A 26,238-nucleotide genomic window follows, 5' to 3' on the forward strand; every position below is an offset into this window, starting at 1 on the left:
GAACTGGAGTGCGATCCGGACCGCCCGCAACCCTCCGGCGCCCTTTCGAACGACACCCCTCCCGGTCATCATCGGCCCTTCCGATCCGCCGAGCTCCAGGAGGAACCCCCGTGCGCACCCGCCACGCCGTCAAGGAACCCGCCCCGGGCGACGGCCTCGACCTGCCCGAACTCGCCCCGCCCCAGTGGAACCGGCACGGCTCCACGATGCTCGACTCCTCCTGGATCCGGATCGCCCGTCACATGCCCTCGCTCCTCGGCCGGGCCACCACCCTGGCCTGGCGGAGCGGCCCCGGCGACGTCGTCGCGACCGTCCTGTTCAACCTCGGATCCGGCGCCGCCACCGCCTGGGCGCTGGTCGCCACCACGGCGGTGCTCACCGAACTCTTCGCCGAGGTCCCCACCCCGGAGCGGATGGCCTCGGCCCTGCCCTCCCTGCTCCTGTTGCTCGCGGCCCTGGTCGCGCGGGGAGGCTGCGGCGCCCTGGCCGGACGCGCCCAGGCCCGACTGGAGCCCAAGGTCGTGCTGACCGCCGAACGGCGCCTGCTGCGCGACGCCACCGCCGTGGAGCTGCGCTCCTTCGACGACAGCGACTTCCACGATCACCTGTTCCGCTCCCGCACCCGCGGGTGTGACGAGGCCGGAGCCCTGGTCCGCCAGAGCGCCGACGTGCTCACCGGGCTGGTCGGCATCGTCGCCGCGGCCGGGGTGCTGAGCGCCCTGCACCCCGCCCTCGTCCCGCTGCTCCTCCTGGCGATGGTCCCCCAGTGGTGGGGCGCCTCCGCCTCCGCTCGCATGAGGTACCGGATGCTCCTGGCGTTCACGGAGGGCCACCGCCGCAAGTACATGCTCGAACAGCTCATGACCTCCCGGGACAGCGCCGCCGAGGTCCGGTCCTTCACCATGGAGCGCCGTCTGCTCACCGAGTTCGACCGGGTGGCCCGCCGGGAGCTGGACGTCCACCTGGGCCTGGCCACCCGCCAGTCCATGGTCCGCCTGGCCGGCGACGCCGCCGGAGGTCTGGTGACGGCCGGCGTGTTCGCGGTCCTCGCCCTCCTCCTGACCCAGGGGGTCGTGCCGATCGCGGTCGCCGGGACCGCCGTCGTGGCCGTCCGTGTCGCCCAGGGAGCGCTGGCCAACGCCCTGCACGCCGTGACCCGGGTGTACGAGTCGGGCCTGTACTTCTCCGATCTGGTGGCCTTCCACCGGCAGGCCCGATCCCTTCTCCCCCGCCCCGGCCTGAAGCCCGCCCCGACCGGGTTCGAACGGATCGAACTGCGCGACGTGACCTTCGGCTACCCCTCCGGAGAGGGGACGGCCCTGAAGGACGTGACGCTCACCCTCCATCGAGGCCGGACGATCGCGCTGGTCGGCGAGAACGGTTCGGGCAAGAGCACCCTCGCCAAACTGCTGTCCGGTCTGTACACGCCGCAGAAGGGCGTCGTGCTCTGGGACGACACCGACCTCTCCGAGGTGGACGGGGTGAGCCTGCGCGAACGGATCTCGGTGATCGCCCAAGACCACACGCACTGGCCGCTGACCGCGCGCGGCAACACCGTCATGAGCAGCCCGAACGACGCCGAGCGTCTGACCCGCGCGGCCACGGCCGCCCAGGCCGATCGTGTCGTGGCCCGCTTCGAACACGGCTGGGAGACCCTGCTGGACAAACGCTTCCTCCACGGCGTCGAACCCTCCGGCGGCCAGTGGCAGCGGCTGGCGGCGGCCCGCTCCTTCTACCGGGGCGACGACGGCGACGCGGTTCCGCTGCTGATCGCCGACGAACCCACCGCCGCCATGGACGCCCGCGCCGAGCACGGCTTCTTCGCCTCGGTGCACGACCACGCCCGACGTACCGGAGCCGCCGTCGTGTTGATCACACACCGCCTGGCCTCCGTGCGCATGGCCGACCACATCGTCGTCCTCGAACGCGGACGTGTGATCGCCCAGGGCACGCACGACGAACTGATGGCCGGCGACGGCCTGTACCGGGAACTGTGGGAACTTCAGGCGAGCGCCTACCGGGCTCCGTCGGTCCCCCAACCGCGCGAGCCCTGACCTGCGCCGGGAGGGGGCGGGCCCGGTCCGCCCCCTCCCGGCCCACGCCGCCGCGCGAGATTCGTTTTGCGCAGGGACCCCCCGCTCTGTAGGCTGGTCGCAGCCAGGAGGATTCGCCTAGAGGCCTAGGGCGCCGCACTGCTAATGCGGTTGGGGGGCAACCCCCTCATGGGTTCAAATCCCATATCCTCCGCCGGTCAGAAGGGGTTCCTGCCCACGTGGTAGGGGCCCCTTCGTCGTGTCCGGCCCCACCGCCTCGCGGGTGGGCGCTCCCGGTCACTCCTCCTCGATGCCCTCCTTGGGCGTACGGAGGCGTGCGGCGAGCCGGTAGTCGACGCGCACGTCCTCGTAGACCACCCCGGTCTCGACGGGGCGGGGCAGCCCCGAGCGGTCGCCGCTCACGGTGCCCTCGGAGCTCGGCCCTCCCCCATAACGGGACTCGACCTTCGATGTCTCGTGGAACGTCAGTTCGTCCGCGGAGAGCGACGCGCCGATCTCGACGTCGTACTCGGACGGTCTCCGGGTGTTCACTTTCCGCTCCCGCTCTTGCCGCCGGAGCGTCCGGTCTTCCGTTTCGCCGTGCTCCCGGCGTTCTTGCCGGCCTCCTCTGCCACACCGCGGGCCGCCTTCGAGGCGTTCTTCGCGGTGTCCCCGGCGCCCTCGCCGACGTCCTTCACCGCGTTCTCGGCACCCTCTCCGACGTCCTCCACGGCGCTCCCTGCGCCTTCGCCGACGTCCTTCACGGCGGTGCCCGCGCCTTCGCCGACGTCCTTCACCGCGCCTCCGGCGCCCTCGCCCACTTCCTTCACCGCGCTTCCGGCGCCCTCACCGACGTCCTCCACGGCGCTCCCGGCACCCTCGCCCAAGGCCCCGACGGCGCGGCCCGTGCCGCCCGCCACCTCTTGGATCCCAGCCCCCACACCCCGGGTCACCTGCTCCAGGATCTGCGGGTTCGCGTCGATGGTCTGGAGAACACGAGCGATGATCTCCCGAACGTTGTCGAGCCTGACCTTCAGCAGCGCCTGGGCCTCGACCCCCTTGATGCCGAGGTGGACACGGCCGAGTCCCACGTCCGCCCCCACCTTCAGGTTGAGCAGGTCCAGCACTTCGGCCTGGAGAGAGACGGAGGCCGCCAGGTTCTCGACCTCCAGCTCGATCTCGTCGACCTTCAGGGTGGGGACGTCGAGGAGGACGTCGGTCTCCCCGCCGTCTCCCGAGGCGCCGACGGGCTCGGGGGCCTTCTCCGGCCTCTCCGGGCGTGTGTTCTCCGGGTTCTCCGTGTTCTGGTCCGGCCCGCGTTCCTTCGCGGAACCCCTGGTTCCCCCGCTCTTGGTCCGGCTTCCGGTCTTACCGGTCTTCGGAGTGTTCTGGTCCACCTTCCCCGCACCCTTCCGCGTGGTCCGACACACCCCGCGGTGTCCACGCCCTCCCGGGAATGTGTCGCGTCCGACCGGCCGCGACCCGGACCCCCGTACCGGATGTCCGGTTCGTAGCCGTTCACGAATATCGAGGGCGTGTCCGCCCCATGTACCCGAGCTCGGCTTCGGGAAACGATCCTGCCTGGTGAGAGCCGGTTTCCAGGGGGCCGTGATTCACCCGGCGCCCGTGGGCAGGGTGTTCATCGAAGGCACTCGCAGTCCACGCACGAGGGGGAACGATGCGCTGCGACGAGTTCCTGGCCGAGGTCCGTGATGTCGGGGAGTACGAGGATCAACGCGAGGCCGAACAGGTGACCCGGGCCGTGTTCTCGGTCCTGGCGGAACGGCTGCCGGGCTCCACGCTCGACCATCTGGCCGCGCAGATCCCGGAGCCGCTGGACGAGGCTCTCGACCCCGGTGACCGGCTGGAGGCCGAGCCGTTCGGGGTGGAGGAGTTCTACGTCCGCGTCGCGGAGGAGACCGGGGCCCTGCCCCTGACCGCGCGCCAGGATTCCGGCGCGGTGCTGAGCACCGTGGCCAAGGCGGTGTCGGGGGGTGAGCTGAACCAGGTCCTGAGCCACCTGCCCTCGGGATACGCGGTGATGTTCGGCAAGCCCGATCTGGCCTGAACGGGGAGGTGGTCGGCGCCGAGGCGGTACCCCGGCCGCGAAGGGGCCCTGCCCACGTGGCGTGGGCCCCTCCGTCGTTCTCCGTCACAACCGGACGGGCGACTCGGACGCGAAGGCCTCGTGCAGGAGCTTCGCGAAGGTCGGGTCCTCCGACAGGTTCCGGTCGCCGACGCGCGACACCGGGATCGCCGGACTCCAGGAGTTCATGACCACGGCGGCGAGATCGGCGGAGAGATCCTCCTTGCGCACCTCCCGACGCAGGCGGGGGACGCCCATGGCCTGGAGTCTCCGGTCGAGGATCCTCATGGTGATCCCGGTGAGCATGTCCGCCTCGGGCCAGATGACGGACTCCCCGTCCCAGAACGCCAGGTTCCAGATGGTCGCCTCGCTCAGCCGCCCTTGGCGGTCCTCGAAGGCGGCGTCGTCGAACCCTCGATCGTTCGCCAGCCTCAGGTAGTGGGTCTTGGCGATCTCACCGACGTGCTTGATCTCGGGGAGTTCCCGTTCATGCCGGGCGACGTCCAGGGCGAGCGGGCCCTCGGGCGGTGTCGCCGGGTCCGTGACCTTCACCAGCATGTCCAGCCCCGCGTCGGGGTCGGCCGCCTGGAACTCCCCGGAGCGCGACGTGACGTAGGCGGTCACCGTGGCGTCCGGTGTCACGTTCTCCACCGCCGAGTTCAGGTAGCCGAGCAGCACGTCGTCGGGCAGGTGCTTTCCGAAGAGCCGGTCGCTGGCCGTACGCAGGCGGTCGAGGTGGAGGTCGAGCCCCCGCACCGCACCGTCGCACACCTGCATGGAGGTGAAGTGGACATAGCCTGCGAAGGCCATCGGAGAGAGGTCCTGGGCGGTGGCCTCACGGTCGTTGATTCGCGTGATCGAGTTCGTCATACGGGGACTGTAGGAGTTGACACCAGTGACAAGTGCAAGTCGGGACGAGATGAACCTGCTCCGGGTCGGTGATCTCTCCGAACTGACCGGGGTGAACACCCGCCTGCTCCGCTACTACGAGAACCAGGGGCTCATCCGCGCCGAGCGGTCCACCGGGGGCCATCGGCTCTTCGACCCGGCGGTGGTCGAGCAGGTCCGCAGTGTCCGTCTGCTCTTGGCCGCCGGGCTGCCGACCCGCGTCATCGGCGAGCTCCTGGAGTGCATCAACGACCCGGACCGGCTCGAACCGTGCGCCGTACCCACGCTGATGGAGCACTTGGTGGACTACGACGAGCGGATCGCGAGCCTGGTCGGCACGCGGGACACCCTCCAACGGCTGATCGACGCCTCGGTCACCACCTGACGGACGGACGGCCGAGGGCCTCTCACGGCGACACGGGGCTTCGGGGAATCCGGTGACGGACCGTGTGCGCGGCGTAGGTTGACCCCATGCGCGTACTTGTCACCGGCGGGGCCGGGTTCATCGGATCGCGGGTGGCGGAGGAGCTCCGCCTGGCCGGGCACGAGGCGGTCACCCTCGACGCCTATCTGCCCTTGGCGCACGGAGAGCACGACCCTGGCGAGACCGTCGACGTCGTGGCCGACGTCCGGGACGGCGAGGCCGTGGAGCGGGCTCTGCGGGGGGTGGACGCGGTGTGCCACCAGGCCGCGATGGTGGGCCTGGGATCGGCGGACTTCTTGGACGCGCCCGACTACGTGGGCTGCAACGACCTGGGGACGGCGGTCCTACTGGCGGCCATGGCCCGCTCCGGGGTCCACCACATCGTGATGGCCGGCTCCATGGTCGTCTACGGGGAGGGCCGGTACACGTGCCCCGAACACGGCGACGTCCGGCCCGGGCCGAGGGCGGAGGCGGACCTCGCGGCCGGGATCTTCGACCCTCCGTGCCCCCGCTGCGGCACCGCTCTCCTCCCCGGCCTGGTGCGGGAGGACGCGCCGAGCGATCCCCGCAACGTGTACGCCACGACGAAACTGGCGCAGGAGCACCTGTGCGCGTCCTGGGCCCGCGCGGTCGGTGGTCGGGCTCTGTCACTGCGCTATCACAACGTCTACGGGCCGGGCATGCCGCGCGACACCCCCTACGCGGGCGTGGCCTCCTTCTTCCGGTCGGCGTTGGCCCGAGGTGAGGCTCCGCGCGTGTTCGAGGACGGCCGCCAGCGACGCGACTTCGTGCACGTGCGGGACGTGGCCCGGGCCAACGTGGCGGCGCTGGAGGCGCTGCCGGACCGGGCGGAGGGCGGACTGTCCGCGTTGAACACCGGCAGCGGTACACCGCACACCATCGGGGAGATGGCCCTGGCGCTGGCGGACGCGCACGGCGGCCCCGCGCCCGTGGTCACCGGCGAGTACCGGCTCGGGGACGTCCGGCACATCACCGCGTCCTCGGACCGCTTGAAGCGGGAGCTGTCCTGGCGACCGAGGATCGGCTTCGCCGAGGGGATGGCGGAGTTCGCCCGCTCCGACCTGCGTGGATCGGTCGGCGGTGGCGTTCCGGCGGGGTGATGACCGATACGCCCGCGTGTCGTGAGCGCCTTCACAGGCAGTCCCTTTATCGCTTCGTAACGTGATCAGCGTGATCAACGAACCTCACGGTAACGAACAGGCGTGGGAACGCCCGGACACGACCGAGGTCGGTCCGCTCTCGGTCGATGTGGTGCTTCCCTGCCTGGACGAGGCCGCAGCGCTCCCCTGGGTCATGGAACGCGTTCCGCCGGGTTGGCGGGCGATCGTCGTGGACAACGGCTCGACCGACGGCTCGGCGGCCGTCGCCGAGAGCCGGGGGGCCGTCGTCGTCCACGAGCCCCGGAGGGGTTTCGGGGCGGCGTGCCACGCGGGCCTGTCGGCAGCCACCGCCGAGTACGTCTGCTTCTGCGACTGCGACGCCTCCCTGGATCCGGGTCTGCTCCCGAGGCTGGTGGACCGGGTGCGACGAGGGGAGGCGGACCTGGTCATGGGGCGGCGGCGCCCCACCCGGCGGGGCGTCTGGCCGGCGCACGCGCGGGTCGGCAACGCGGCCGTCGCGCGGATGCTGCGCTCCCGAACGGGGGTGCGGGTCCGTGACATCGGTCCGATGCGGGCCGCCCGCAGGACGGGGCTGCTGGGGCTGGGGATGACCGACCGGCGCTCGGGCTACCCCTTGGAGACGGTCGTGCGGGCCGCCGACGCGGGCTGGCGCATCGCGGAGGTGGACGTCCCCTACCTGCCGAGGTCCGGGGCGTCCAAGGTGACCGGGACCTGGCGCGGGACCTGGACCGCCGTACGCGACATGACCGCGGTACTGCGTGAACCACCGACCGGCGCGCACGCCCGCGCGAGGGAGGGGAAGCGATGAACCGTCCCGGTCGGACCGACCCGCGCGCCACGACCCTGCTGGTGATCGCCAAGGAACCCGTCCCCGGCCGGGTCAAGACGAGGCTGACGCCGGGGTACTCGCCGGAGGAGGCGGCCACGATCGCCGAGGCCGCGCTCGCGGACACGCTCGACACGGTGCGCTCGCTTCCGGCGCGTCGGCGTCTGCTGGTCCTGGAGGGGCGGACGGGACCCTGGATGCCGGACTCGGGGTTCGAGGTGGTCCCGCAGTCCGGCGGCGGACTGGACGAGCGGATCGCGAGCGCGTTCTCTCTGTGCTCGGGGCCCTCCCTGCTGATCGGTATGGACACCCCCCAGGTCACCGCCGGACATCTGGCTCCCGCCTTGGCCCCGGACGCCTGGGAGCGCGCCGACGCGTGGTTCGGCGCGAGCGAGGACGGCGGGTTCTGGGCGCTCGGCATGGCCGCCCCCGACCCCGACCTGGTGCGCGGCGTGCCGATGTCCACGTCTCGCACCGGGAGCCTCCAGCGTGCGCGACTGGTGGAGGCCGGGCTGCGGGTGGGCGACCTGGACGTGCTCAGCGACGTGGACACCCCACAGGACGCGGCCGCCGTGGCGCGACTGGTACCGAGGAGCCGCTTCGGCAGGGTCGTCGGGTCGGGGAGAGAGGGGGCCCGGGCATGAGCGCGCCGGAGACGGGTGCGGGCACGCGGGCGACTCCGTGGCTGTGCGACCCGTACTCCCGGGCGCTCGCCGACGGCCACGGCCCCCTGTACCTGCGCAGGACCGACGGGTGGATGCTCCCGCTGGAGGTCGAGCGGTGGTGCGGAGCCACCGACGTCGCCGACGAGAGCGTGCTGGAACGATCCGAGGGCGACGTCCTCGACGTGGGCTGCGGTCCCGGCCGGATGGTCCTCACCCTCACCTCCAGGGGGCACCGGGCACTGGGTGTGGACACGAACCCGGTGGCCGTGGCGCGCGTGGTCGAGGCGGGCGGACGGGCGGTGCGCGCCTCGGTGTTCGCCCCCCTGCCGGAGGAGGGCCGCTGGCACACCGCGTTGTTGATCGACGGCAACATCGGGATCGGCGGGACCCCGTCGGCCCTGCTCTCGCGGATGCGGGAGCTCGTTCGGCCCCGGGGGCTGCTCATCGTCGAGACCGCCGGCCGAGACGTCCACGAGTACGTGACCGTACAGGTCACCGATGGTCGAGGAGAGCCGGGCGCCCCCTTCACGTGGGCGCGGCTCGGGCTCCCGGCCCTGCGCTCCTACGCGGAGGACACGGGGTGGCGGTGGTCGGACTCCTGGCGGACGCGGGGGCGCTGGTTCGCGGCCCTGCGCGCCCCCTGTCGACCCCGGTGACCGTGGTGCGGGCCTTCCCGGGCGGTCTCCCGCCCGGGAGAACCCGCCATCAGGCCGGGCCGCGGCGACGCCCGGCCCGCCGGTACCTGACCGCTCCCACCACCGCCGAGGCCGCGAACAGGGCCGCGCCGACCAGGAGCCACCGTGCGGCGAACGGCGACCCGGTCAGGCCCGTCTTCGAGACGTAGGCGACGGAGGGCCCGAGGATCGACGGAAGGTAGACCAGGAGCAGCAGCCCGGAGGCGACCGAGGGGACCAGTACGAGGTCGGGCAGGCTCGCGTTCCCTCGGCGCCCGACCCACCGGATGGCACGTCCCGTCAGTGTGTACGCCGGGACGAACACGAGGTCGTGCAACAGGGCGGCACCGACGAACCAGACCGCGATGCCCCACGGGTCACCGCCTCCGAGCAGCCGCGCGCCCGCGTAGGCGACGACGGCCAGCACGCCGACCATCAGGATCAGGTGCCATGGCGAGGCGCCGTACACGCGACGCACCGGAGCCGTCACACCGCACCGAAGCCGAGTCGGGTGACCCACTTGGTGTTGTGCACGCCCGGGCAGGCCGGAACGATCACCCGCGCGGGGTAGCCGTGGTCGATCGACAGATCCGCCCCATTGACGCGCAGGGCCAGCAGCGACCGGGGATCCGCGACCTGGTTGTCACGGAGCGAGGCGCTGCCGAAGGAGCCCGAGGTCTGCGCCGACTCCACGAAGACCCCCGGCGGCCCCTGGGCCCCGACCAGGTCGGCGAGGTCCGCCAGACGTACCCCCTCCCAGTCGAGGTTCCGCGTGGACCACCCCTCCACGCAGGCGATGGGCAGGGAGGAGCGGTGTTGGGGCAGGTCGAGCAGGTCTTGGCGGGTGAGCACGACCTCCCGGCCCTCCCCGCTCACGGTCAGCCGCCAGTCGGGGCCGGTGTCGGCCTCGGTGATACCCGCGTAGGCGGCGGTCGTGTTCACCGGAAAACCGTCGACCCCCGACCGCCCGTGCGGTGCCAGGAGCGCCGTCGGCCTCAGAGAGCCGCCCAGGCTCTGCCCGACCGTCGTCAGGAGGAGCGCCAGCGAACCCAGGCCCACCGCGCCCAGGAGGGTGCGGCGCGAGGCCGCCCCCGGGTCCGGATCCGGCGCGACGAGTTCGCCCCGCTCCGTGTCCCGTCCCCGATCGCTCAGGGCCTCGCGGAGTCCGCGTGCGCGCAGCTCCCGCACCATGGTCGGGAGCTTCAGTACGACATGGGAGAACAGGGCCGCGACGAACACCCAGGCGCCGTAGAAGTGCAGAGGGTAGAAGGAGCCGGGGAAGACGTACTCCAACTGGATGTTGAGGATCCCGGTCGCGAAGACGAACAGGGCCCCGCCCACCAGGAACAGGACGGTCAGGCGTTCCAGGGCCCGGGCGACGGAGTCGGCCGCGGGCCGGCGGAAGAGGAGCGGCACGACCGACCACAGCTTGGCCAGGAGCACGGGGACCAGCACGATCCCGAGTGTGACGTGCACGCCCTGGGTGAGGCGGTAGAGCCACGGGGGGTCGGTGGGCCAGGGGAAGAGGTAGAAGCCGAGCAGGCCCTTGTCCGGGGTCTTGTCGTTGGACGCCAGGTCGGGGTTGTAGGCCGCGTAGGAGAGCAGGCCGGTGACGAACAGGACCGGGAGGCCGACGAGCAGGATCGCCCCCAGGAGGGATGTCAGCCAGGGTCCGCGCGCGGGGCTGCGCCAAAAACCCGGCCGGGCGGGTCCGAAGGGCGGCCCGCCTCGTAGTGGTCCCCACGCCCGTGTCCCGGGCCCACCGGCGGCGCCGTCGGGCACCGGAGGCGTCTTCCCGTCCTGATCGTCCTCGTTCACGCGATCGGTCGCCTCTCGGTCCGATGGGCCGGCTCGCGGTCATGCTAGGACGCCCTCCTCCGGCCGGGGCGCACCGTCGCCCCCACGGTGTGTCCCCGAGTCGCCGGTCGGCCCGCTTCCCCCCGGTCCGCGCGACACGCCCCGGCGCGACCGGCCACGGGGGCGCGCCTGACCTACGGTGACGGCGTGACGCAGCCCGAACTCCACAGGAGGGTCCGGGGCGGGACCGACGAGGACCGCGCCCCGATCCGCGCCGACCTGCTCATGGCCGCCCTGGCCGTACTCCTCTTCGCCACCGCCGCCGTGGTCGGTACCCGTATCCAGAACGCCCACGGCGTCCTGTACGTGGCCTGGCCCCCGCTGTACGCCTCCTGGCTCCCGCACGTGGGCCCCGGCACGATCCCCGCCCTCGCCCTGGCGGCGGTGGTGATCCTCCAGGGGCCCGCGGTGGCACGGGCTCTGCCCTGGCGTGCCCTGCTGTGGTCCGTCTGGGGCGCCTCCGTCCTGTGGATCACCGCCCTCGCCCTGGTGGACGGCCCACGGCGCGGGATCACCGACCGTCTCCTCTCCCCCCACGAGTACTTGAGCTCGGTCGACCGCTTCCAGGACGTCGGAGCCGCCCTGAGCACGTTCACCCGGCACATCCTGGTGGGGCAGCCGGACAACTGGCCCACCCACGTGGCCGGGCACCCGCCGGGCGCGGTCCTGACGTTCGTCGCCCTCGACCGGATCGGCCTGGGCGGCGGAACGTGGGCCGGGATCTGGTGCATCGTGGTCGGCGCCTCCGCCTCGGCGGCGATCCTGGTGGCGATGCGCGCGCTCGGAGCGGAGGAGGCGGCCCGCCGGGCGGCACCGTTCCTGGTGCTGGTGCCCGCGGCCGTCTGGGTGGGGGTCTCCGCCGACGGCTACTTCGCGGCGGTCACCGCGTGGGGACTGGCCCTGCTCGCCGTCGCGGCCTCCCCCGGGGGCCGCGCGCCGCGTTCCACGGCGCTGGCGTCAGGGGTGTTCCTGGGATGGTCGGTGTACCTGTCGTACGGCCTCGTGCTCATCGGTGTCCTGGCGGTGGCCGTGCTCCTGTGCGCGAGGAACGCGCGCGCACTCCCCTACGCGCTGGTGGGCGCCCTCGCGGTGGCCGCCGCCTTCACCGCCGCCGGCTTCTGGTGGTGGGAGGGGTACCGACTGCTCGTGGAGCGCTACTACCAGGGGGTGGCGGCGGTCCGCCCCTACGGTTACTGGGTCTGGGCGAACCTGGCCACCGTGTGCGTGACGGCCGGGACGGCGGCGGTGGTGGGGGCGCGCCGGGCTTTGGCCCGGGTTCCGGACGCCGTGCGCGGGTTGCGACACGGGCCCGCGCGGGAGACCACGACGGTGGCCCTGCTGGTGGGCGCCGCGCTCTGCGCGATCGCCGCCGCGACCCTGTCCGGGATGAGCAAGGGCGAGACCGAGCGCATCTGGCTGCCGTTCGTCCTATGGGTCGTCCCCGCCGCGGCGCTCCTGCCGGCCCGCCACGCGAGGGTGTGGCTCGCCGTACAGGCGGCCACGGCCCTGCTGGTCAACCACCTGCTCCTCACCGGGTGGTGAGCGCTGTGACCGGCGCCCGGGCGTGACGTCCACCCGCTCGGGGCGGGTGGACGTCGGGGAGGGTCAGGGCACGTCGGCGGGGGTGAGCAGGGTCAGGTCCTCGCGCGTGGGATCGGTCAGGGCGATGGTCCGGCCCGCCTGTCGGGTGATCATGCGTTCCAGGACCTGGCGCGCGTACCGGGCGTTACCGAAGGACTCGGTGCGCGGGACCCCGGCGAAGTGCTCGCCCAGCGCGGCGGCGGTCTCGTCCGGGACGGTGAACCCGCCGGCCGCGGCCATACCGCCCACGATGGAGACCAGTTCCTCGTCGGAGTAGTCCTCGAACCGGACGTGGTGGGAGAAGCGCGAGGCGAGTCCCGGGTTGGAGTCGAGGAAGCGTTGCATCTCCGCGTTGTACCCGGCGACGATCACGACCACCTCGTCGCGGTGGTCCTCCATCAACTTGACCAGGGTGTCCACGGCCTCCTGGCCGAAGTCGCCGTTGGCCCCGACCGGGGTGAGGGTGTACGCCTCGTCGATGAACAGGACGCCGCCGCGCGCCTTCTCGAAGGTCTCCAGGGTGAGCTGGGCGGTGTGTCCGATGTAGCGTCCGACCAGGTCGGCGCGGGCCGCCTCGACCACGTGCCCCTGCGGGAGCACGCCCAGGGCGTGCAGCAGTCGACCGTAGAGTCGGGCGACGGTGGTCTTACCGGTACCCGGAGGGCCCGCGAAGACCAGGTGGTGGCTGAGGGTCGGGGCGGGCATCCCGATCGCCCTCCGACGCTCGGCGGCGACCAACACGTTGACCAGGTCGTTGACGGTGGACTTGACGTCGGACAGGCCGGTCAGCGCGTCGAGTTCGGCGCGCAGGCTCGCGACGTCGTCCCCGCCGGGCCCGGAGGCCTGCGCGGCGACGGCCCCCAGGTCGTCGGGGGTGAGGATGGTGAGTTCGGCGGGGTCGGCGGGCGGGTCCTCTCCGAGCCGGTGCGCCTGGCGGTCCACCATCTCCTCGAAGACCTTGCGGGCCTCACGGCCGTTACCGAACGCCGGGCCCTTGGGCAGGGCCTCGAAGTGCTGGAGCAGCAGCGGGCGCAGGTCCGGGGAGAGCGTGTACCGGTGGACGGAGCCCAGACGCTCGACGATGCTCACCAGTTCCTCGGCCTGGTAGTTGGGGAAGGTGATGGTCCGCGCGAAACGCGAGGCCAGGCCGGGGTTCGAGGAGAGGAACCCCTCCATCTCGGCCGCGTATCCGGCGACGATCACGACCACCTCGTCGCGGTGGTCCTCCATCAGCTTGACCAGGGTGTCGATGGCCTCCTGGCCGAAGCCCCCGTTGTCCTCGGAGGAGAGCGTGTAGGCCTCGTCGACGAACAGCACGCCGCCGCGGGCCTTCTCGAACACCTCGGTGGTCTTGATGGCGGTGGCGCCGACGTACTGACCGACCAGGTCCGCGCGGGCGGCCTCGACGACGTGCCCGTAGCGCAGGACGTCCAGGTCGGCCAGGACCCGACCGTAGAGGCGGGCCACGGTCGTCTTACCGGTGCCCGGGGGGCCCGCGAAGACCAGGTGGCGGGCGACCGGCGGTGAGGGCAGCCCCATCTCGGCGCGGTGGCGGGCCATCTTGTTCCGGTTGATGAGGGTGGTGACCTCGTCCTTGACGCTGTCCAGACCGATGAGGGCTTGGAGCTCGGCCAGCGGCCCCTTCTCCTCGTCGTCCTCGGGGTCGTCGGTGGTTGCCCCGCCCGATACGGCGTCGGCGGGAACGGCGTCCGGTCCGTACAGATCCTCGGCCTGGTTGCCCTCGCTGGTCAGCGCGTTCACCTGGATGTCGGCGTCGGCGACGGTCTGGCGCAGCCCCGCTCGGGCGTTGGCGCGCACCGTGCACCCGTCGAGGACGACGTTCTCGCCGCTGCCGACGAGCACTCCGTCTCCGCCGTTGCCCACCAGTTCGCAGGAGCGCAGCACGGCTCGGCCGCCGGCCGCCACCAGGACGCCGTTGCGGGTGTTCTCGTGCGAACGCACGCGCAGTGCGGTGATCTCTCCTTCGGCGTGGACGGCCACACCGTCTCCGCCGCATTCGGAGGCCTCGCTGTCGCGCAGGTCGAGCACGGCGCCTCCGGTGGCGGCGAGGCCGTTCTCCCTGGCGTCGATGACGCGTACCCCGCTCAGGGAGGCCCGGGCCCCGGCCGCCGCGTACACACCGGTCCGGCGGGGGCGGGAGACCTCGAAGTCCTCGACTCGACCGCCGCCTCCCTCCCAGCGGACACCGTGGCCGCGTGCCCCGGTGACCGTGCCGTTGCGGAGGAAGGGGGCCGCGCCGGAGAGGATCTCGACACCGGTGCCGGCGGTGCGTTCCACGATGACGCGGTCGAACTCGGCGGTGGAGTCCTCGGCGACGTGGATTCCGGCGGCCTTCGTACCGTGCACGGTCAGACCGCTGAAGAGGGTGGAGGAGCGGCCGGTCACGGCGACCCCTTCGGCTCCGGCGTCCCTGATCTCGCACTCCCGGAGGTGGCCGCGGGCCTTGTCCTCGGCCGCGATACCCGTGCCGCCGCTGCCGGTGACGCGGACCCGCTCCACACGCGGGTCGGTTCCGGCGCGCAGGACCAGGCCGCGGCCGGCGGGCCTCTCGATGACGAGGTCCTCGACGGTCACGGAGGAGCGGGTGGAGATCACGACGCCGTCGTCGGCGACCGAGTGCACGCGCAGGCCGCTCAGGCCGGTGGCCGCGTGCTCGTCGATCACGACGGCGGCCTTGGTGGTCCCCGAGACCGTGCAGTCGCTGATGTGTCCGGCGCCTCCGCCGGCCGCGTAGATCCCGTTGGCTCCGGCGTCGCGGATGGTGCACCGACGGACCTCGGGGGCGCCCTTGTCGTTGATGACGACGCCGCTGGTACCGACGTCCTCGATCACGCAGTCCTCGATCACGCTGATCTGTTCGGAGGTGACGACGATGCCGGCGCCCTCACCGCAGCGCACCGTGCAGCCCCGCAGCGCCAGGGCCCCGCTGTCCCGGGCGAGCACCGCCGCCCAGGCGGATCCCTCGACCTCGCAGTCGGCCAGTTCGACCTGTCCGGCGGCGACGTCGACCACCGGGGCCTCCTTGTCGCGGCCGCGCAGGACGAGACCGGTGAGCTTGACCGCCTCGGCCACCGAGGTGACGGCGGTACCGGAGGAGCACAGGATCTCGACGGTCCCGGGGCCGTCGGCCGCCATCAGCGTCACCACGCGTGAGAGCACGAGCTGTTCGTCATAGCGGCCCGGGGCCAGGGACAGGACGGCACCGTCACCGGCGCCGGCGAGGGCTTCGCCGATGGTGCGGAACTCGGCTCCGCCGGAGGGGTCGACCGCGCGCACGTGACGGTTCATCGTCTGTCGTCTTCCTTTCTGTGCCCGCGGGCCGGGGCGGCCCGCGGGCTTTTCCTACTGTGCCGGTCAGGGGTCACCGGCGGCTACTCGTCGGTCAGCGGCACTCGGTCTCGACCACCGAGATGGGCAGCTGCGGGGCCTCGCCTCCCTCGGGGATGGCGCCCCGGTTGCGTGCGCGCAGCGTGAACGAGTTCCCTTCGGGCTGGAACTCGGTCAGCGCCCAGTACCGGCCGCCATCGGGCTTGGTGACCTCGAAGCCGCCACGGAAGCCGCCGTCGGTGTTGTCACCGTCGAACAGCTCGTAGTGCATCGGGACGCCGTTGGCCCAGAGCGGTTCGGAACCGTTCTGCACGAGGATCTTGACCGTGCAGGTGGAACCGGGTCGGTTGGGCCAGAACGTCCACTCCGCGGAGGTCCCGCCACCGTCGGGGTCGCCGCTCACGGACATGACATCGTAACCGTCGACACATCCGCGCTCGGTGTAGCCCGAGGGGCCCGAGCGCCAGACGCCATCGCCGTGCACGCGGTAGCGTGCGCCTTCGTTGCTGCAACCGGGGCCGGAGACGGCGAAGAAGGACTCGGGCTCGGGTTCCGGCTCGGGCTCGGGCTCGGGCTCGGGTTCCGGCTCGGGCTCGGGCTCGGGCTCGGGTTCCGGCTCGGGCTCCTGCGGGGGCTCGGGCTCCCGCCGCTGCTGCTCGTCGGCCTTCTCGTTCTCCTGCTCTCGGGCCTCGGTGCCCTCGGCGCCCGGCTCGGTCTTCGATCCGGCCTGCGCGGTGAGCGGCTCGGCGACCACACCGTCGGGCGCCTCGCCCTCGGCGTCGCCCTCGTCCGCCTTCTCGGCGTCCTCATCGGAGTCGGTCTTCTCGGAGCCGGGCTTCTCGGACTTCTCGGAGTCCTCGCCCCCACCGTTCCGCTCGTTCAGCAGGATGTCGAGCAGCGAGCCCTTCTCGACGGTCACGCCCTGGGGTTCGCCGGTGACACCGCCGCCCTCGCCGTCGAGACCGTCGGTCCCGGTGCCGTCCTCGTCATCGTCGTCGGCGCCTCCGCCCGGAGGAACACCCTGTGGGCCTCCGGACGAGGGGTCCACGGGACGTTCGGGAAGGCCGCCGCCGCTCGAGCCCTCGGCGCCACCGCCCCCACCGGAGGAGGGGTCGGACTCGGTCTCGTCGCCCGCTCCGGGGAGGACCGGGCTGTTCGGCTGTACCTCGGGGACGTACCCCTGCACACCCGTGCCCGAGGACGAGGCGGAGGCCGAGTCCGAGGCCAGGCCCGAGGCGGAGGAGGAACCGGACGCCTCCGGGAAGGCCCCCGAGGCGAGATCGCCCTGGAGCAGCATCTCGTTCTGGTGTTCCTTGGCGGCGGACAGCCCGAACGGGGCGGCCACCAGCATCAGGCCGGCGATGGCCGCGACCGCGAGGACCGGGCGGCCCGGACGATAGCGGTCCTCCTCGGCCTTCTCGGCACCGTCGGCGGCCTTGGCCGCGTTACCTCGCAGTGTCAGGGCCGAGAGCAGCGCACGACGGCCACGCTCGTTTCCGTCCACCGCGGTCTCACTCGCGACGGAGGCGGTCGGGGCGGGGGTGGGAGTGGGTGCGGTATAGGGGGCGGTCTGGCCTTGGCCTTGCTCGGCCGGGGCCCCGATGGCGTCCCTGGCCTTGGCCGAGGGCGCCTCCCCCGTCGAGCTCAGCACGGGCCCCGTGCGGTGGGGACCGCGCGGTGCCTCGTTGTTGTCGGTCATTCTTCGTTTCTTCCTTTCGGAAACCGGAGGTGCTCCGGCGTTTCGGGGGCGGCCGCGAAAAGCGACTCGTGTGGAGAGGGTCTGTGGGCCCGTCAACTCGATGAGGACGGGGAGAGGGCCTGCATGAAGTGCTGGAGCATCGCCGGGTCGACGCCGCCGGAGGTGTCCGTGGGCGAGAGGGTCGGGGTGGACGGAGGGACCATAGGGGCGTAGGCCGGGTGGGTCTTGCGCAGGGCCTCGAAGTAGGTGTCGAGGGTCTCACGGTGTTCGCGCAGTTTGGAGAGCAGGTCGGCGCGGCGCTCGATCAGGCCGCTCAGAGCGTCCACCGTCTCCTTGGAGAGACCGTGGGGGGTCCCCTGGTCTTCTCGGAGCCCCTTCAGCCCCTCCCGCGCCGCCTCGTTCGCCTCCTTGTCCTGGTCCTTCGAACGATCCCAACCGGGACCCTCGGCGCCGAGGCCGAGGTAGTCGCGGACGGCCTCGACCCCGTTGGAGGTGCGATCCGACCAGGCGCTCGGTTTCAGCGAGGGGTCGAAGGACAACAGGTCCATGGCCTTGCGGGAGTTCCTCCGATCCTCCTCCGACCGGTCCAGCCCCAGTTCCTTGTCGACCGCGCCGTTGAGCTCCTTCTCGGATTTGGCCGCCGCGTCCTGGCGGTCGGCGACGCCGTCCCACGCCTTGATGGAGTCCGCGCTCACCCCGCCGGCGAGCTCCTTGACCTGGTCCAGGCTCAGCCAGACGTCGACGGTGGTCGTGGTCGTCTCGGCCTTCGGGGCGTCGGACCCGGTGTGCTGGGCGACGAGCAGGGCGTCGACGGGGAACCGCACCAGGTATCCGCGTCCCTTGACGGGGGCGTCGGCGACGGTGTGCACGGTGGAGGCCGACTGCTTGCCTCCGCCCGCCGCCGTACTGGCGGAGCCGGCACCGGTCGTGCCGCCGCCGATGAGGGCCGACCCCTCCTGGAAGTCGGAGACCGGCTGGTCCACGGCCTTCATGCCCGAGAGGTCAGCCCCATGGGTGAGGGCGGTCGATCCGGAGTGGGACACGGAACGCTCGTCGCGGTGGACCTCCGTGGACTCCTTCCCGGTCGACAGTTCACCGGTGGCCCCGATGATGGTGGCGCCGTCCGGGTCGATCTGGGTGAACAGCTTCGTCTCCAGCCCGGGCACGACGAAGGGCCCGTACGGGTCCTTGCCGACCAGGGTCGCGCCGTCTCCCCCGGACGCGTGGCCGAACAGCCCTCTCAGCACGTGCCCGTCCACGGCGGCCCCGAGCATGGGGCCGCGGGACCCCGCCCCGTTCCGGCGGAGGTGTTCGACGGCCTCGGCCACGTTGTTCTGCCGAGAGGCATCGGGGTTCCAGCCCATCGCCTTCGCCTCGGCGATCAGCGCCGCGTCGGCGATGGGCCCCTGACCCACCGCTTCGACCATGGGCAGGATGGTCTGGTCACGGCCCAGCCCGTTACGCCAGTCGGTGGCGAAGGAGGAGATGTCCTTCGCACCGTCCGTGGTGGGCGTGAACGGCGTGGGTCCCCGGGGGGTCTCGGTCTGCGGGGGCGGGGTCGACGCCGAGGGGCCGCCCTTGGGCGGGTCGGGGAGGAAGGTCCCCGTCTGGAACACCTCGGTGCGCGGGCCCACGTTGACCGACGAGCTGAAGGCCGCGCCCCGCGAACCGCTTCCGTACCAGTGGTCCAGGGACAGGGTGAAGTCGATCTTCATCGGCGTGGTGGCGGTGATCCCGGGGGCCTTGATCGTGCGCGAGGTCGTCTTCGTGTCGGTGTCGGAGGTCAGCTCCGTGGAGGTGGTCGCGCTCTCCCAACCGGTGCCGGCGCTCAACGTCTTGGTCTGGTAGCGGTCCTTGGGGAAGGTGGGGGCGCCCTTGTCGTCGGTTCCGGTCGCCGCGACGGGGTTCCATCCCCCGTCCAAACCGGCGGTCACGCCCTTCTTCTTCTGCTTGCCTTTGGACTCGTTGTGCTCGGAGGACTCCGAGACGGAACGTTCCGAGGACAGCCCTGCCTCGACCGAGTGGAGGTCGGAGTCACCGTCCCGGCTCAGCCCTAGGCGCAGCCAGCCGCTACTGCTGAAGCGCTGCCCGCCGAGCGTGCCCTCGCGCACGTTGACCGGCAGGACCAGACCACCCGTCTGGAGCCGGAGGTTGTCCCCTCGTGTGTAGCCGGCCGAGAGGGCGGCGCGGATGTCGCTCTTGCTCTGTTCGGTGAGTTCGACCCCCTGGTCCTTCACCTGTTGGAGGATCCCGTCCACGGCCGCCTTGGTGTCGATGCCGTTGAGGGCGTATCCGGAGGTCTCGTTCCCGGGGACGAACGTGATGTCCTTCGGGATCTCCCGGGCCTTCCCCAACGCCCCGTCGAGCCCCTCCGGGGAGGGCAGAGCGTTCTTCTGGGCCAGGTCGAGGACGCGGTAGCGCGACTCGGTGGTGCCGGACTCGGTGTCGTCCCGGGTCTGTTCCCGGGTGCCGTCGTCCTGAGTGTTCTCGGCCCGATCCCGGTTCTCATCGTTCCGCTCGTTCTCGGCCCGATCCCGATTCTCCCCGTCCCCTTCGTTCTCGGCCCGATCCCGGTTCTCCCCGTTCCGGTTCCGGTCACCGCCGTTCTCGAGCGGGGTCTTCGAGGTGGACCCGTTCCCCTCCGTCGTGGAGGTGATCGGCACCGAGACGAAGGCGTTCCACTGGGTGCGGATCTTGCTGTGCACCTGGAACTCGTCGGAGGTGGTCACCTTCACGGTGCTACCGCCGAAGGAGAGCTTGTCCTCCCCTCCGAACGAGTTGGTGTCGCCCTTCGTCGTCGTCTGTTTCGAGGCGTAGGGCGTCGCGCCCGCCGAGCCGCGCAGGCGGTTGTTCCTGCTGTCGCCCTGGTTGAGGACCGCCTCGCCCTTCAGGCCGGCCGTGACGTTGTGCCCGGAGCTATCGCTGCTACCGGTGATCCGGTCGGACTCGGACTTGTAGGTGAGGTCGATGCCGCCGTCGAGCACGGCGTCGGAGGTGTGCATCGACTTGCGTTCGGCGCTGATGTCGACGTTGACGTTGGAACGGCGGATCGTACCGTCCTCGAACTGCGCCTTCAGGGGGAGCCCGCCGTCGTGGACGTCCATCGTGTGGGCGGCGAGTGCCTTGGGCGAACTGAGGACGTTCCAGTGGCCCATGACCGCCTCACCGGAACGCGAGGCGGCGGTGTAGCCGGGGGCGGAGCTCACGGCGTTGTGGATACGGTCCTTGAGCCCGGGCGACGTGGAGTGCTTGGGCGCGTGCGGCAGACCGTCGAGGTCGAGGTCGGCCCGAGAGCGGTGCGGCCGGTTCTGGTTCTGGTCCTGACGTTCCTCGTTCCGCTCCGGCGGCGGACGCAGACGGGTATCACGGTCTTGAGCGAACCGGTGGTCCTTCTCGCGACCCTGCGCAGTGGCGGCCTCGTCGTGCCTGAGCCGTTCCTGCTCCCGGGCCCGGGTGAGCCGTTCCTCGCTCCCGGGGATCCTGTCCCGCGCGGCCACCGACTCGTTCCGGTCGTTCCGGGCGGTCTCGACATCCCGCGCCGCCTGCCGGGCGTCCTCCGCGGATTCGTTCGCCCGCTGTCGTCCGGTGTCGGCCTCACTCCGCGCGCCGGCGGCGCCCTCCTCCTTCGCGGTCGCCTCGTTCTCCTTGCCGGAGGCCTTCTCGCTCTGGGCGTCGGCCTTGTCCTTGAGGTCCCGGGTCTCCCGTGCCGTCTCCTCCGACTTCGTTCGAGCGTCGTGGACCTCGGAGGACTCGGGGGTCGGCCGTGGCGTCGGTGTGCCGGACGCGTCGCCTTCCTTGGAGGAGGGGCCCGTGGCATCGGCGTAGGCCGATTCGGCGTCCCGGACCGCGTCGGCCGCCTGCCGTTCGGCGTCGTTCAGAGCGTTCCAGTTGTCGAGCGCCCTGTGCCAGGCCTGGTCGGCGGCGTTCCGATCGGGGTTCTCGCCGAGCGCGTCCACCCCGGTGTCGAGGAGGTCGGGCAACGGCGGCGGGGTGCGGCGTTCCCCCGGAGGGGGTGTCCCCTCTCCTTCGGGACGGTTACGGGCGTCCGTCTCCGTCTGAAGCGCGTCGACGTAGGCCCACGCGTCCTCGATCGCCTCCCGCCTGCGTTCCGCGGCGTCCTTCAGATCCTGGGCGGCGTCCGCGCGTTCCCGGGTCGCCTCGGTCCTCAGGTCGCCGGCCTGTTTCTCGGCCTCGGCGGCCGTGTCCTCCAGGTTCCGCGCGTTCTCATCGTCCTGGGAGGCCTTCTTCTCCCTGCTCTCCAGCTCCTTCTCGGCCTGGGTCAGGGCGTTCTCCCGCTCTCCGAGCCGGCCGGCGAGATCGTTCAGACGGTTCAGTTCGGCGCGGGCCTCCTCGGTCTGTCGGCGGGCCTCGCGTGCCGTTTCCAGGGCCTCCCGGGCCGCTTCCCGGGCCTGGGTCGCCTCCGCGTCTCGATCGGTCGTCGGGGTGATCGGGGCGCGTTCACCGGACACGGGCACCGTCTTGGGCCCCTCCAACAGGATCCGAGGCCTCTTCGGATCCGTGCCGGAGCTCTCCGGGGTCACGTCGACGAGATCGGAGTCGGTCCCGAGCCTCATCTTGAGTTCGAGCTCGTAGGACCACGTCTCCAGATCCCCCTTGGCGCTGGAGGAGGCCTCGACCCCGGCCTTGCGGTTGCCGGACAGGGGCGTCGCGTTCTCGTTCTCGTAGGAGTATCCGCCTCCGACCTCGAAGATGCCCTTGGGCAGACCGGCGGCCGTCGATCCGACACGGGTCTGGATCATCGCCGTGGCTTCGGCACTGTAGGTGGTGGTGTTCTGCTTGCCCGCCGCCTGCGCCGTCGACGCGTTGAGACCGGTGCTCAGGGATCCACCGCTTCGAGAGCCCTCGAACCGCGCGTCGGTCAGCTTCCCTTCCAGGTGGAGGGTGATGAAGTCGGCGCCGTCCCGGTCGTCCTTCTTGATCGACGACGTTCCGGGCATCTTCTCGACCAGCGAGCGCCACGTTCCGGGGGCGGGCGTCAGGGCGTTGCCCAGGCCACCGGTGCGCAGGTGGATCGGGGTGCCGTCACCGATCAGGTTGCCGGTCTCGTCGATCGCCGCGCCGACCATCTCGTAGATCTTCAGCGTGTTCTCGACACGCAGGTCGGCCCCCTGCCACAGCGTCCTCCAGAAACCCCGGCCCTTCGGTTTGGCCCCGGAGGGGTCGGTCACCAGCTCGGGGTGGGCGTCGAAGACCTGCTGGTGGATCTTCTTGGCCGCGACGGTCGAGGGCGATTCACCGTTGGAGTCGCGCAGGCGTCCATCGCTCCATTCGGACCGTAGCGGGACCGCCTCGCTCACGTTGTCCACGCGTTCGCCGTTGAGACCGGGTGTGGTGGGCTCGGTGGGGGTGTCCTCCGTGCTCCGGTCCGTATTGTCCGAGGCCATGGCCAGGGCGTCGGCGGTCGTCACCTGGTCCAGGGTGGTCAGGTCGAACGTGCCCGACCGTACCGTGGGTCGGTCCTTGGACGATCCACCACCGTTCTCGGTGTCGTTCGTACCACCCGTGTTCTCCGAGGCGGTGTTCGTGTTGTTCGTGTTCCCGGTGGTGTTGTTCGTATTCCCAGCGGTGCTCGTGGTGCCCGTGTTCCCCGAGCCACCGGCGGTGGTGTTCGTGTTCCCGGTGGTGTTCCGAGTGGTGGAGGGCTGATCCTCGGTGGTCGTGACCGTGTAGGTGCGGTTCACCCGGTAGAAGGCGGAATCGCCCTTGCTCCCGGGGCTGTAGATGCGCTCACTGCCGTGTTCGACACCGCGCGTGTACTTCTGGGTGCCCTTGACCCCTCCGGTCACCTCGGGCCCCACTCGAAGGATCGACGATCCGTCCCCGGGGATGATCGTGCCGATGAAGGCGGCCCCCGCCTTGAAGTCCTCCTTGTTGGTGCGCCCCGCGCTGTTCTGGGCGTTGTTGGAGAACTTGTCGGTGTCGGAGAAGGAGGAGTCCTTCATCTCCGGCCCGACCCGCTCATAGGAGACCGGGCCGCCGCTGATCTCCACGTACTGGGTGTTGCCCTTGTCGTCCTGGTAGGGGAAGCGCAGGACCTTCCCCTGGTCGGCCTTTCCGAGGTTGTCGCGCAGGGTCCGCATGTCGATCGGAAGGTCCTTGGGAAGACCGCCGTCGAGGATCCCGATGGTGCGCGAGAAACGGGGGGCCTTGACCGGAGCTCCGGTGCCGTCATCGGTACGGAACCGCTCCGGGGGCCTCTGCCGCTCGGGGGTGGGGCTCTGGGCGTCCGTGGAGGACCCCTCGCCGTTGGAGGACTCCGTGGTGGACGGGTCGGCGTCCGCGTCGCGCACATGGCCCGCCAGGACCACGTCGACGACATCGTTCAGTCGGTCGGAGAACTCGACCCGGGTGGGCGGCCCCGCCGGCGGCCCCTCCTGTTCGTCCGTCCCCTGCCTCCGGTCATCGGCCCCCCGCTGATCGGAGGTGGTCGTGGACGGTGAGGGAAGTGGAGAGACCTCCAGGACCGCCGAGACGGTCATGTCACCGGTGAAGCGTGAGGGGTCGTCCCCGTCGACGTCGACCTTGCGCTTGTGACGACGTTCCGCGCTCATCTGGAACTCGTTGCCGCGCTGGCGGACCGCGAAGGACGTCTTCAACTTCGGGGCGACCATGGCCACCTTGCCGAAGATCTCTCCGATGACGGTGATGGGGAGCCCGGGGTTGAAGCTCTTACGCCCCTGTTGGGAGCCGGTGCCGACGTCCTTGGCCCGGTTCTCGGTCGCGTTCCCGGCGTTGAGCCTCCGATCGGGGGAGCCGGTGGTGTCACGCCATTCTCGATCGACGGTCAGCCTCACCTCGCCGCGCGGGGGCGGTGTGGTGCCGTTCCCGTTGACGCTGACGCCGGTGGAGGCGTCGTGGACGGGGATCGTGAACACGTCGTCCGGACGGGCACGTCCGCTACCGATGAGGTCGAGGGCGTTGGCGAGGGCCTCGGCGTCCGGCCGCACCCCGTTCTCGGCGAGCCGATGGGTCAGACGCCGGCGCAGCCCCTGAACGTCGACGTCCGGGTTCACATGCAGGCCGGAGTACCCGTCCCCGTTGGAGATGGGGCCGATGTCGGCGAGCATGTCGAGCATCCGACTCGTCTCCGGGGAGACCGGCTTGGGCGGGGTCTCCTCACCGGTGGTCTCAGCGGTCACCTCAGGAGTGACCTCGGGGGTCACCTCAGGAGTGACCTCAGGGGTCACCTCGGCGGTGACCTCGTGCGGTGGCCCCTGCGGCTCGGTCGTGCTCCGGTCCTGATTCGCCGGCCTCTCCCTCTGCGGGGTACCGGAGGACTCACCGGAGGTGTCGTCGGTACCGCGGACGCGACCCTTCCAAAGGTCCTTCAGAGGGTGGCTCTCGGGCTTCTTGCCGTTGCCGCCACCGTTGTCCTCTCCGCCCCCGCCCTTCTGCTTGAACAGGTCGGAGAAGGGCCCGGCCGCGCGATGGTTCCCACCGCTCTCGGTGGTCACCGGGGTGGGGCCGCTCGGCATTCGGGACAGCGGGGACTCCATACCGGCCCCGCGCGCCCGGTCGAGGGCGCCGTCCCAACGGCCGTCCGAGGTCCACTCGCCGACGACGCGGTCGAAGTCGCCCTTCAGCCGATCCGGCAGGTCGGCGCGGACCTGGTCGTCGCCGCGGCCTCTCACACGATTGTCGTAGGCGGCGCCGAACAGGGCGATGGTGTCGTCCTGGTTCCTCGTCCCCTCGGGGTCGAGCAGGGCGGCCAGGTCGCGGTGCACGGAGTTCGGAAGATCGCCCAGCCGTGTCGGTCCGTCGTAGCGCGACGCCCCGTTCACCTGGTTCTCGATCTGATCCAGGTAGTGGTTCAGGATCTGCGGGGGCCTGCCGTCGCGTCCACCGGGGGCGTCCATGTAGCCGCCGACCTCGTGGACCGCGCTGGAGTCCGGTGAGGCCCGGAACACGGCCGGGGGGCGACCGGATCGTTCCTGGGAGGGGTCACGGTACTCATCGTCGAGCCCGACCCTGTGCAGGGCCTCGTGCAACCAGACGTCGACCCCGTCGTCCAGCCGCCAGTTGGCGGTGTCGCTGCGTCCGGGCAGATCCGGGTTGTCGTGGACCCAGGTGACTCCGGAGTGCGGTCGTCCGTCGGGCCCTACCTGCTCCACACGGATGTGGAGCTGGTCGCCGCTGCCGGGCAGCCGGTAGCGCTGGTTGACGACCTCGTCGAGACGGTCCATGAAGTTCCGCCGGGCCGTGTCGGCCTGTTCGGGGGTGACCCCGGGGCCGGTGTCGAAGTTCATCCGGATCGTCAGCTCGGTGACGTGCGTCGGGCCGTCCGGGTCGGGGTTCGGCAGAGGTATACGACGCACGTCGAAGCCGCGTTCGGCGATCGAGACGATCGGATCGTCCTTGCTCGACCCGTGCAGGATCTCGACGCCGTCGGTGTCGACACCGGAGCGGTCCCGGTTCGCGCCGACCCTCGTCGGTTCGACGTCGTCGCGAAGGTTCTGCCAGTCGGTGGGCGGGCGCAGCCCTTCGGAGACGGTGGCGGGGGCGTCCGGATCGGGGCGCGGCTTCGGTGCCGGCGGGGTGCCGGCCGGTCCTCGCCGTCCGTCCCCGGTGGTCTCGGGGCCGCCCTGCGCGTGGGGGGTGTTCTGGGGGGCCATCACGACGGGCGCGGGCCCTCCTTCGGGGTGCGGGGTCGTCCCGTTCGCACCGTCGTTCTGGTGTGTGGTCGCGCCGGAGTCGTCGTGGGTCGACGCCCCCTGGTCGTCGGGGTTCCGGCTCACGGGGGTGTCGGAGTCCGAGGACCGGGTGTTCTCGTCGCCGGTGTCGTCCTGGAACGGTCGGGTCTCGGGGTCCGTGTTCTCGGAGCCCGTGTTCTCGGGGTTCGCGGTCGTCTCGGAGGCGCCCTCGTTCCCGGCCCCGTTCGGGCGGTGGGTGGACGCGCCGCCGTCGTTCGCGCCCTGCCCGGCCGGGTTCGTCGCGGGCGGGGGTTGCGTGTGGGAACCGGTGTCGTCGTCGCGGCCCCGGTCTCCGGTCGTCTCG

At 71.5% G+C, this 26,238-nt stretch carries 16 protein-coding genes and 1 tRNA gene; 9 read left to right on the forward strand and 8 right to left on the reverse strand.

Going from position 1 to position 26,238, the window contains the following annotated elements; all coding sequences use genetic code 11:
• Positions 1 to 110: 110 nt before the first annotated feature.
• Together TR33_RS08520 and TR33_RS08525 are read left to right on the forward strand one after the other, a co-directional pair.
• Positions 111 to 2,054, forward strand: coding sequence for an ABC transporter ATP-binding protein (locus TR33_RS08520; protein WP_042282538.1), 1,944 nt, complete (start codon positions 111 to 113; stop codon positions 2,052 to 2,054).
• A gap of 106 nt (positions 2,055 to 2,160) precedes the next feature.
• Positions 2,161 to 2,247, forward strand: a tRNA-Ser gene (locus tag TR33_RS08525).
• A gap of 83 nt (positions 2,248 to 2,330) precedes the next feature.
• Here TR33_RS08525 and TR33_RS08530 read toward each other — a convergent pair.
• Positions 2,331 to 2,585, reverse strand: coding sequence for a hypothetical protein (locus TR33_RS08530; protein ID WP_042282539.1), 255 nt, complete (start codon positions 2,583 to 2,585; stop codon positions 2,331 to 2,333).
• Entirely contained in the window at positions 2,582 to 3,430 is an 849-nt protein-coding gene (locus TR33_RS27395) for a hypothetical protein (protein WP_042282541.1), read from the reverse strand. Before TR33_RS27395 ends, TR33_RS08530 begins: the two co-directional genes overlap by 4 nt.
• Before the next feature lie 281 nt (positions 3,431 to 3,711).
• On the opposite strand from TR33_RS27395, the gene TR33_RS08540 reads away from it, so the two are divergent.
• Entirely contained in the window at positions 3,712 to 4,101 is a 390-nt protein-coding gene (locus TR33_RS08540) for a DUF2267 domain-containing protein (protein WP_042282542.1), read from the forward strand.
• A gap of 84 nt (positions 4,102 to 4,185) precedes the next feature.
• Here the strand turns inward: TR33_RS08540 and TR33_RS08545 are convergent, their stop codons facing one another.
• On the reverse strand, positions 4,186 to 4,989 hold the full coding sequence (locus TR33_RS08545) for an aminotransferase class IV family protein (protein ID WP_042282543.1): 804 nt from the start codon (positions 4,987 to 4,989) through the stop codon (positions 4,186 to 4,188).
• A gap of 25 nt (positions 4,990 to 5,014) precedes the next feature.
• Here TR33_RS08545 and TR33_RS08550 point away from each other — a divergent pair, with 25 nt between their 5' ends.
• From TR33_RS08550 to TR33_RS08570, 5 genes are all read left to right on the forward strand, one after another.
• On the forward strand, positions 5,015 to 5,392 hold the full coding sequence (locus TR33_RS08550) for a MerR family transcriptional regulator (protein ID WP_234305784.1): 378 nt from the start codon (positions 5,015 to 5,017) through the stop codon (positions 5,390 to 5,392).
• Positions 5,393 to 5,478: 86 nt separating this feature from the next.
• Positions 5,479 to 6,552, forward strand: coding sequence for an NAD-dependent epimerase/dehydratase family protein (locus tag TR33_RS08555; protein ID WP_042282547.1), 1,074 nt, complete (start codon positions 5,479 to 5,481; stop codon positions 6,550 to 6,552).
• 70 nt (positions 6,553 to 6,622) lie between these two features.
• The gene (locus TR33_RS08560) at positions 6,623 to 7,381 is read left to right on the forward strand and encodes a glycosyltransferase family 2 protein (RefSeq protein WP_042282549.1); all 759 of its coding nucleotides are present in this window, start codon (positions 6,623 to 6,625) and stop codon (positions 7,379 to 7,381) included.
• A complete protein-coding gene (locus TR33_RS08565) occupies positions 7,378 to 8,043 on the forward strand; it encodes a TIGR04282 family arsenosugar biosynthesis glycosyltransferase (RefSeq protein ID WP_042282551.1) in 666 nt (221 codons plus the stop codon). Before TR33_RS08560 ends, TR33_RS08565 begins: the two co-directional genes overlap by 4 nt.
• Positions 8,040 to 8,720 carry a class I SAM-dependent methyltransferase gene (locus TR33_RS08570; RefSeq protein WP_042282552.1) on the forward strand — a complete coding sequence of 227 codons (681 nt, stop codon included), beginning with the start codon at positions 8,040 to 8,042 and terminating at the stop codon, positions 8,718 to 8,720. The genes TR33_RS08565 and TR33_RS08570 overlap by 4 nt, the downstream gene beginning before the upstream one ends.
• A gap of 49 nt (positions 8,721 to 8,769) precedes the next feature.
• On the opposite strand, the gene TR33_RS08575 is transcribed toward TR33_RS08570, so the two are convergent.
• Positions 8,770 to 9,216, reverse strand: a complete 447-nt coding sequence (locus TR33_RS08575) for a hypothetical protein (RefSeq protein WP_234305785.1) — start codon at positions 9,214 to 9,216, stop codon at positions 8,770 to 8,772.
• Positions 9,217 to 9,224: 8 nt separating this feature from the next.
• A complete protein-coding gene (locus TR33_RS27400) occupies positions 9,225 to 10,556 on the reverse strand; it encodes a molybdopterin-dependent oxidoreductase (protein ID WP_042282554.1) in 1,332 nt (443 codons plus the stop codon).
• A gap of 186 nt (positions 10,557 to 10,742) precedes the next feature.
• Between TR33_RS27400 and TR33_RS08585 the strand changes: the two genes are divergently transcribed.
• The gene (locus tag TR33_RS08585) at positions 10,743 to 12,137 is read left to right on the forward strand and encodes a hypothetical protein (protein WP_042282556.1); all 1,395 of its coding nucleotides are present in this window, start codon (positions 10,743 to 10,745) and stop codon (positions 12,135 to 12,137) included.
• A gap of 63 nt (positions 12,138 to 12,200) precedes the next feature.
• Here the strand turns inward: TR33_RS08585 and TR33_RS08590 are convergent, their stop codons facing one another.
• The 3 genes from TR33_RS08590 to TR33_RS08600 form a co-directional block, all read right to left on the reverse strand.
• Entirely contained in the window at positions 12,201 to 15,485 is a 3,285-nt protein-coding gene (locus TR33_RS08590) for a right-handed parallel beta-helix repeat-containing protein (protein ID WP_042282558.1), read from the reverse strand.
• 94 nt (positions 15,486 to 15,579) lie between these two features.
• The gene (locus TR33_RS25685; protein ID WP_052358133.1) at positions 15,580 to 17,223 is read right to left on the reverse strand and encodes a hypothetical protein; all 1,644 of its coding nucleotides are present in this window, start codon (positions 17,221 to 17,223) and stop codon (positions 15,580 to 15,582) included.
• A gap of 92 nt (positions 17,224 to 17,315) precedes the next feature.
• A complete protein-coding gene (locus TR33_RS08600) occupies positions 17,316 to 25,979 on the reverse strand; it encodes a coiled-coil domain-containing protein (protein WP_234305786.1) in 8,664 nt (2,887 codons plus the stop codon).
• Between the last annotated feature and the right edge of the window lie 259 nt (positions 25,980 to 26,238).

Origin of the sequence: Nocardiopsis alba, from assembly GCF_000710955.1 — a bacterium.
GTDB lineage: Bacteria > Actinomycetota > Actinomycetes > Streptosporangiales > Streptosporangiaceae > Nocardiopsis > Nocardiopsis alba.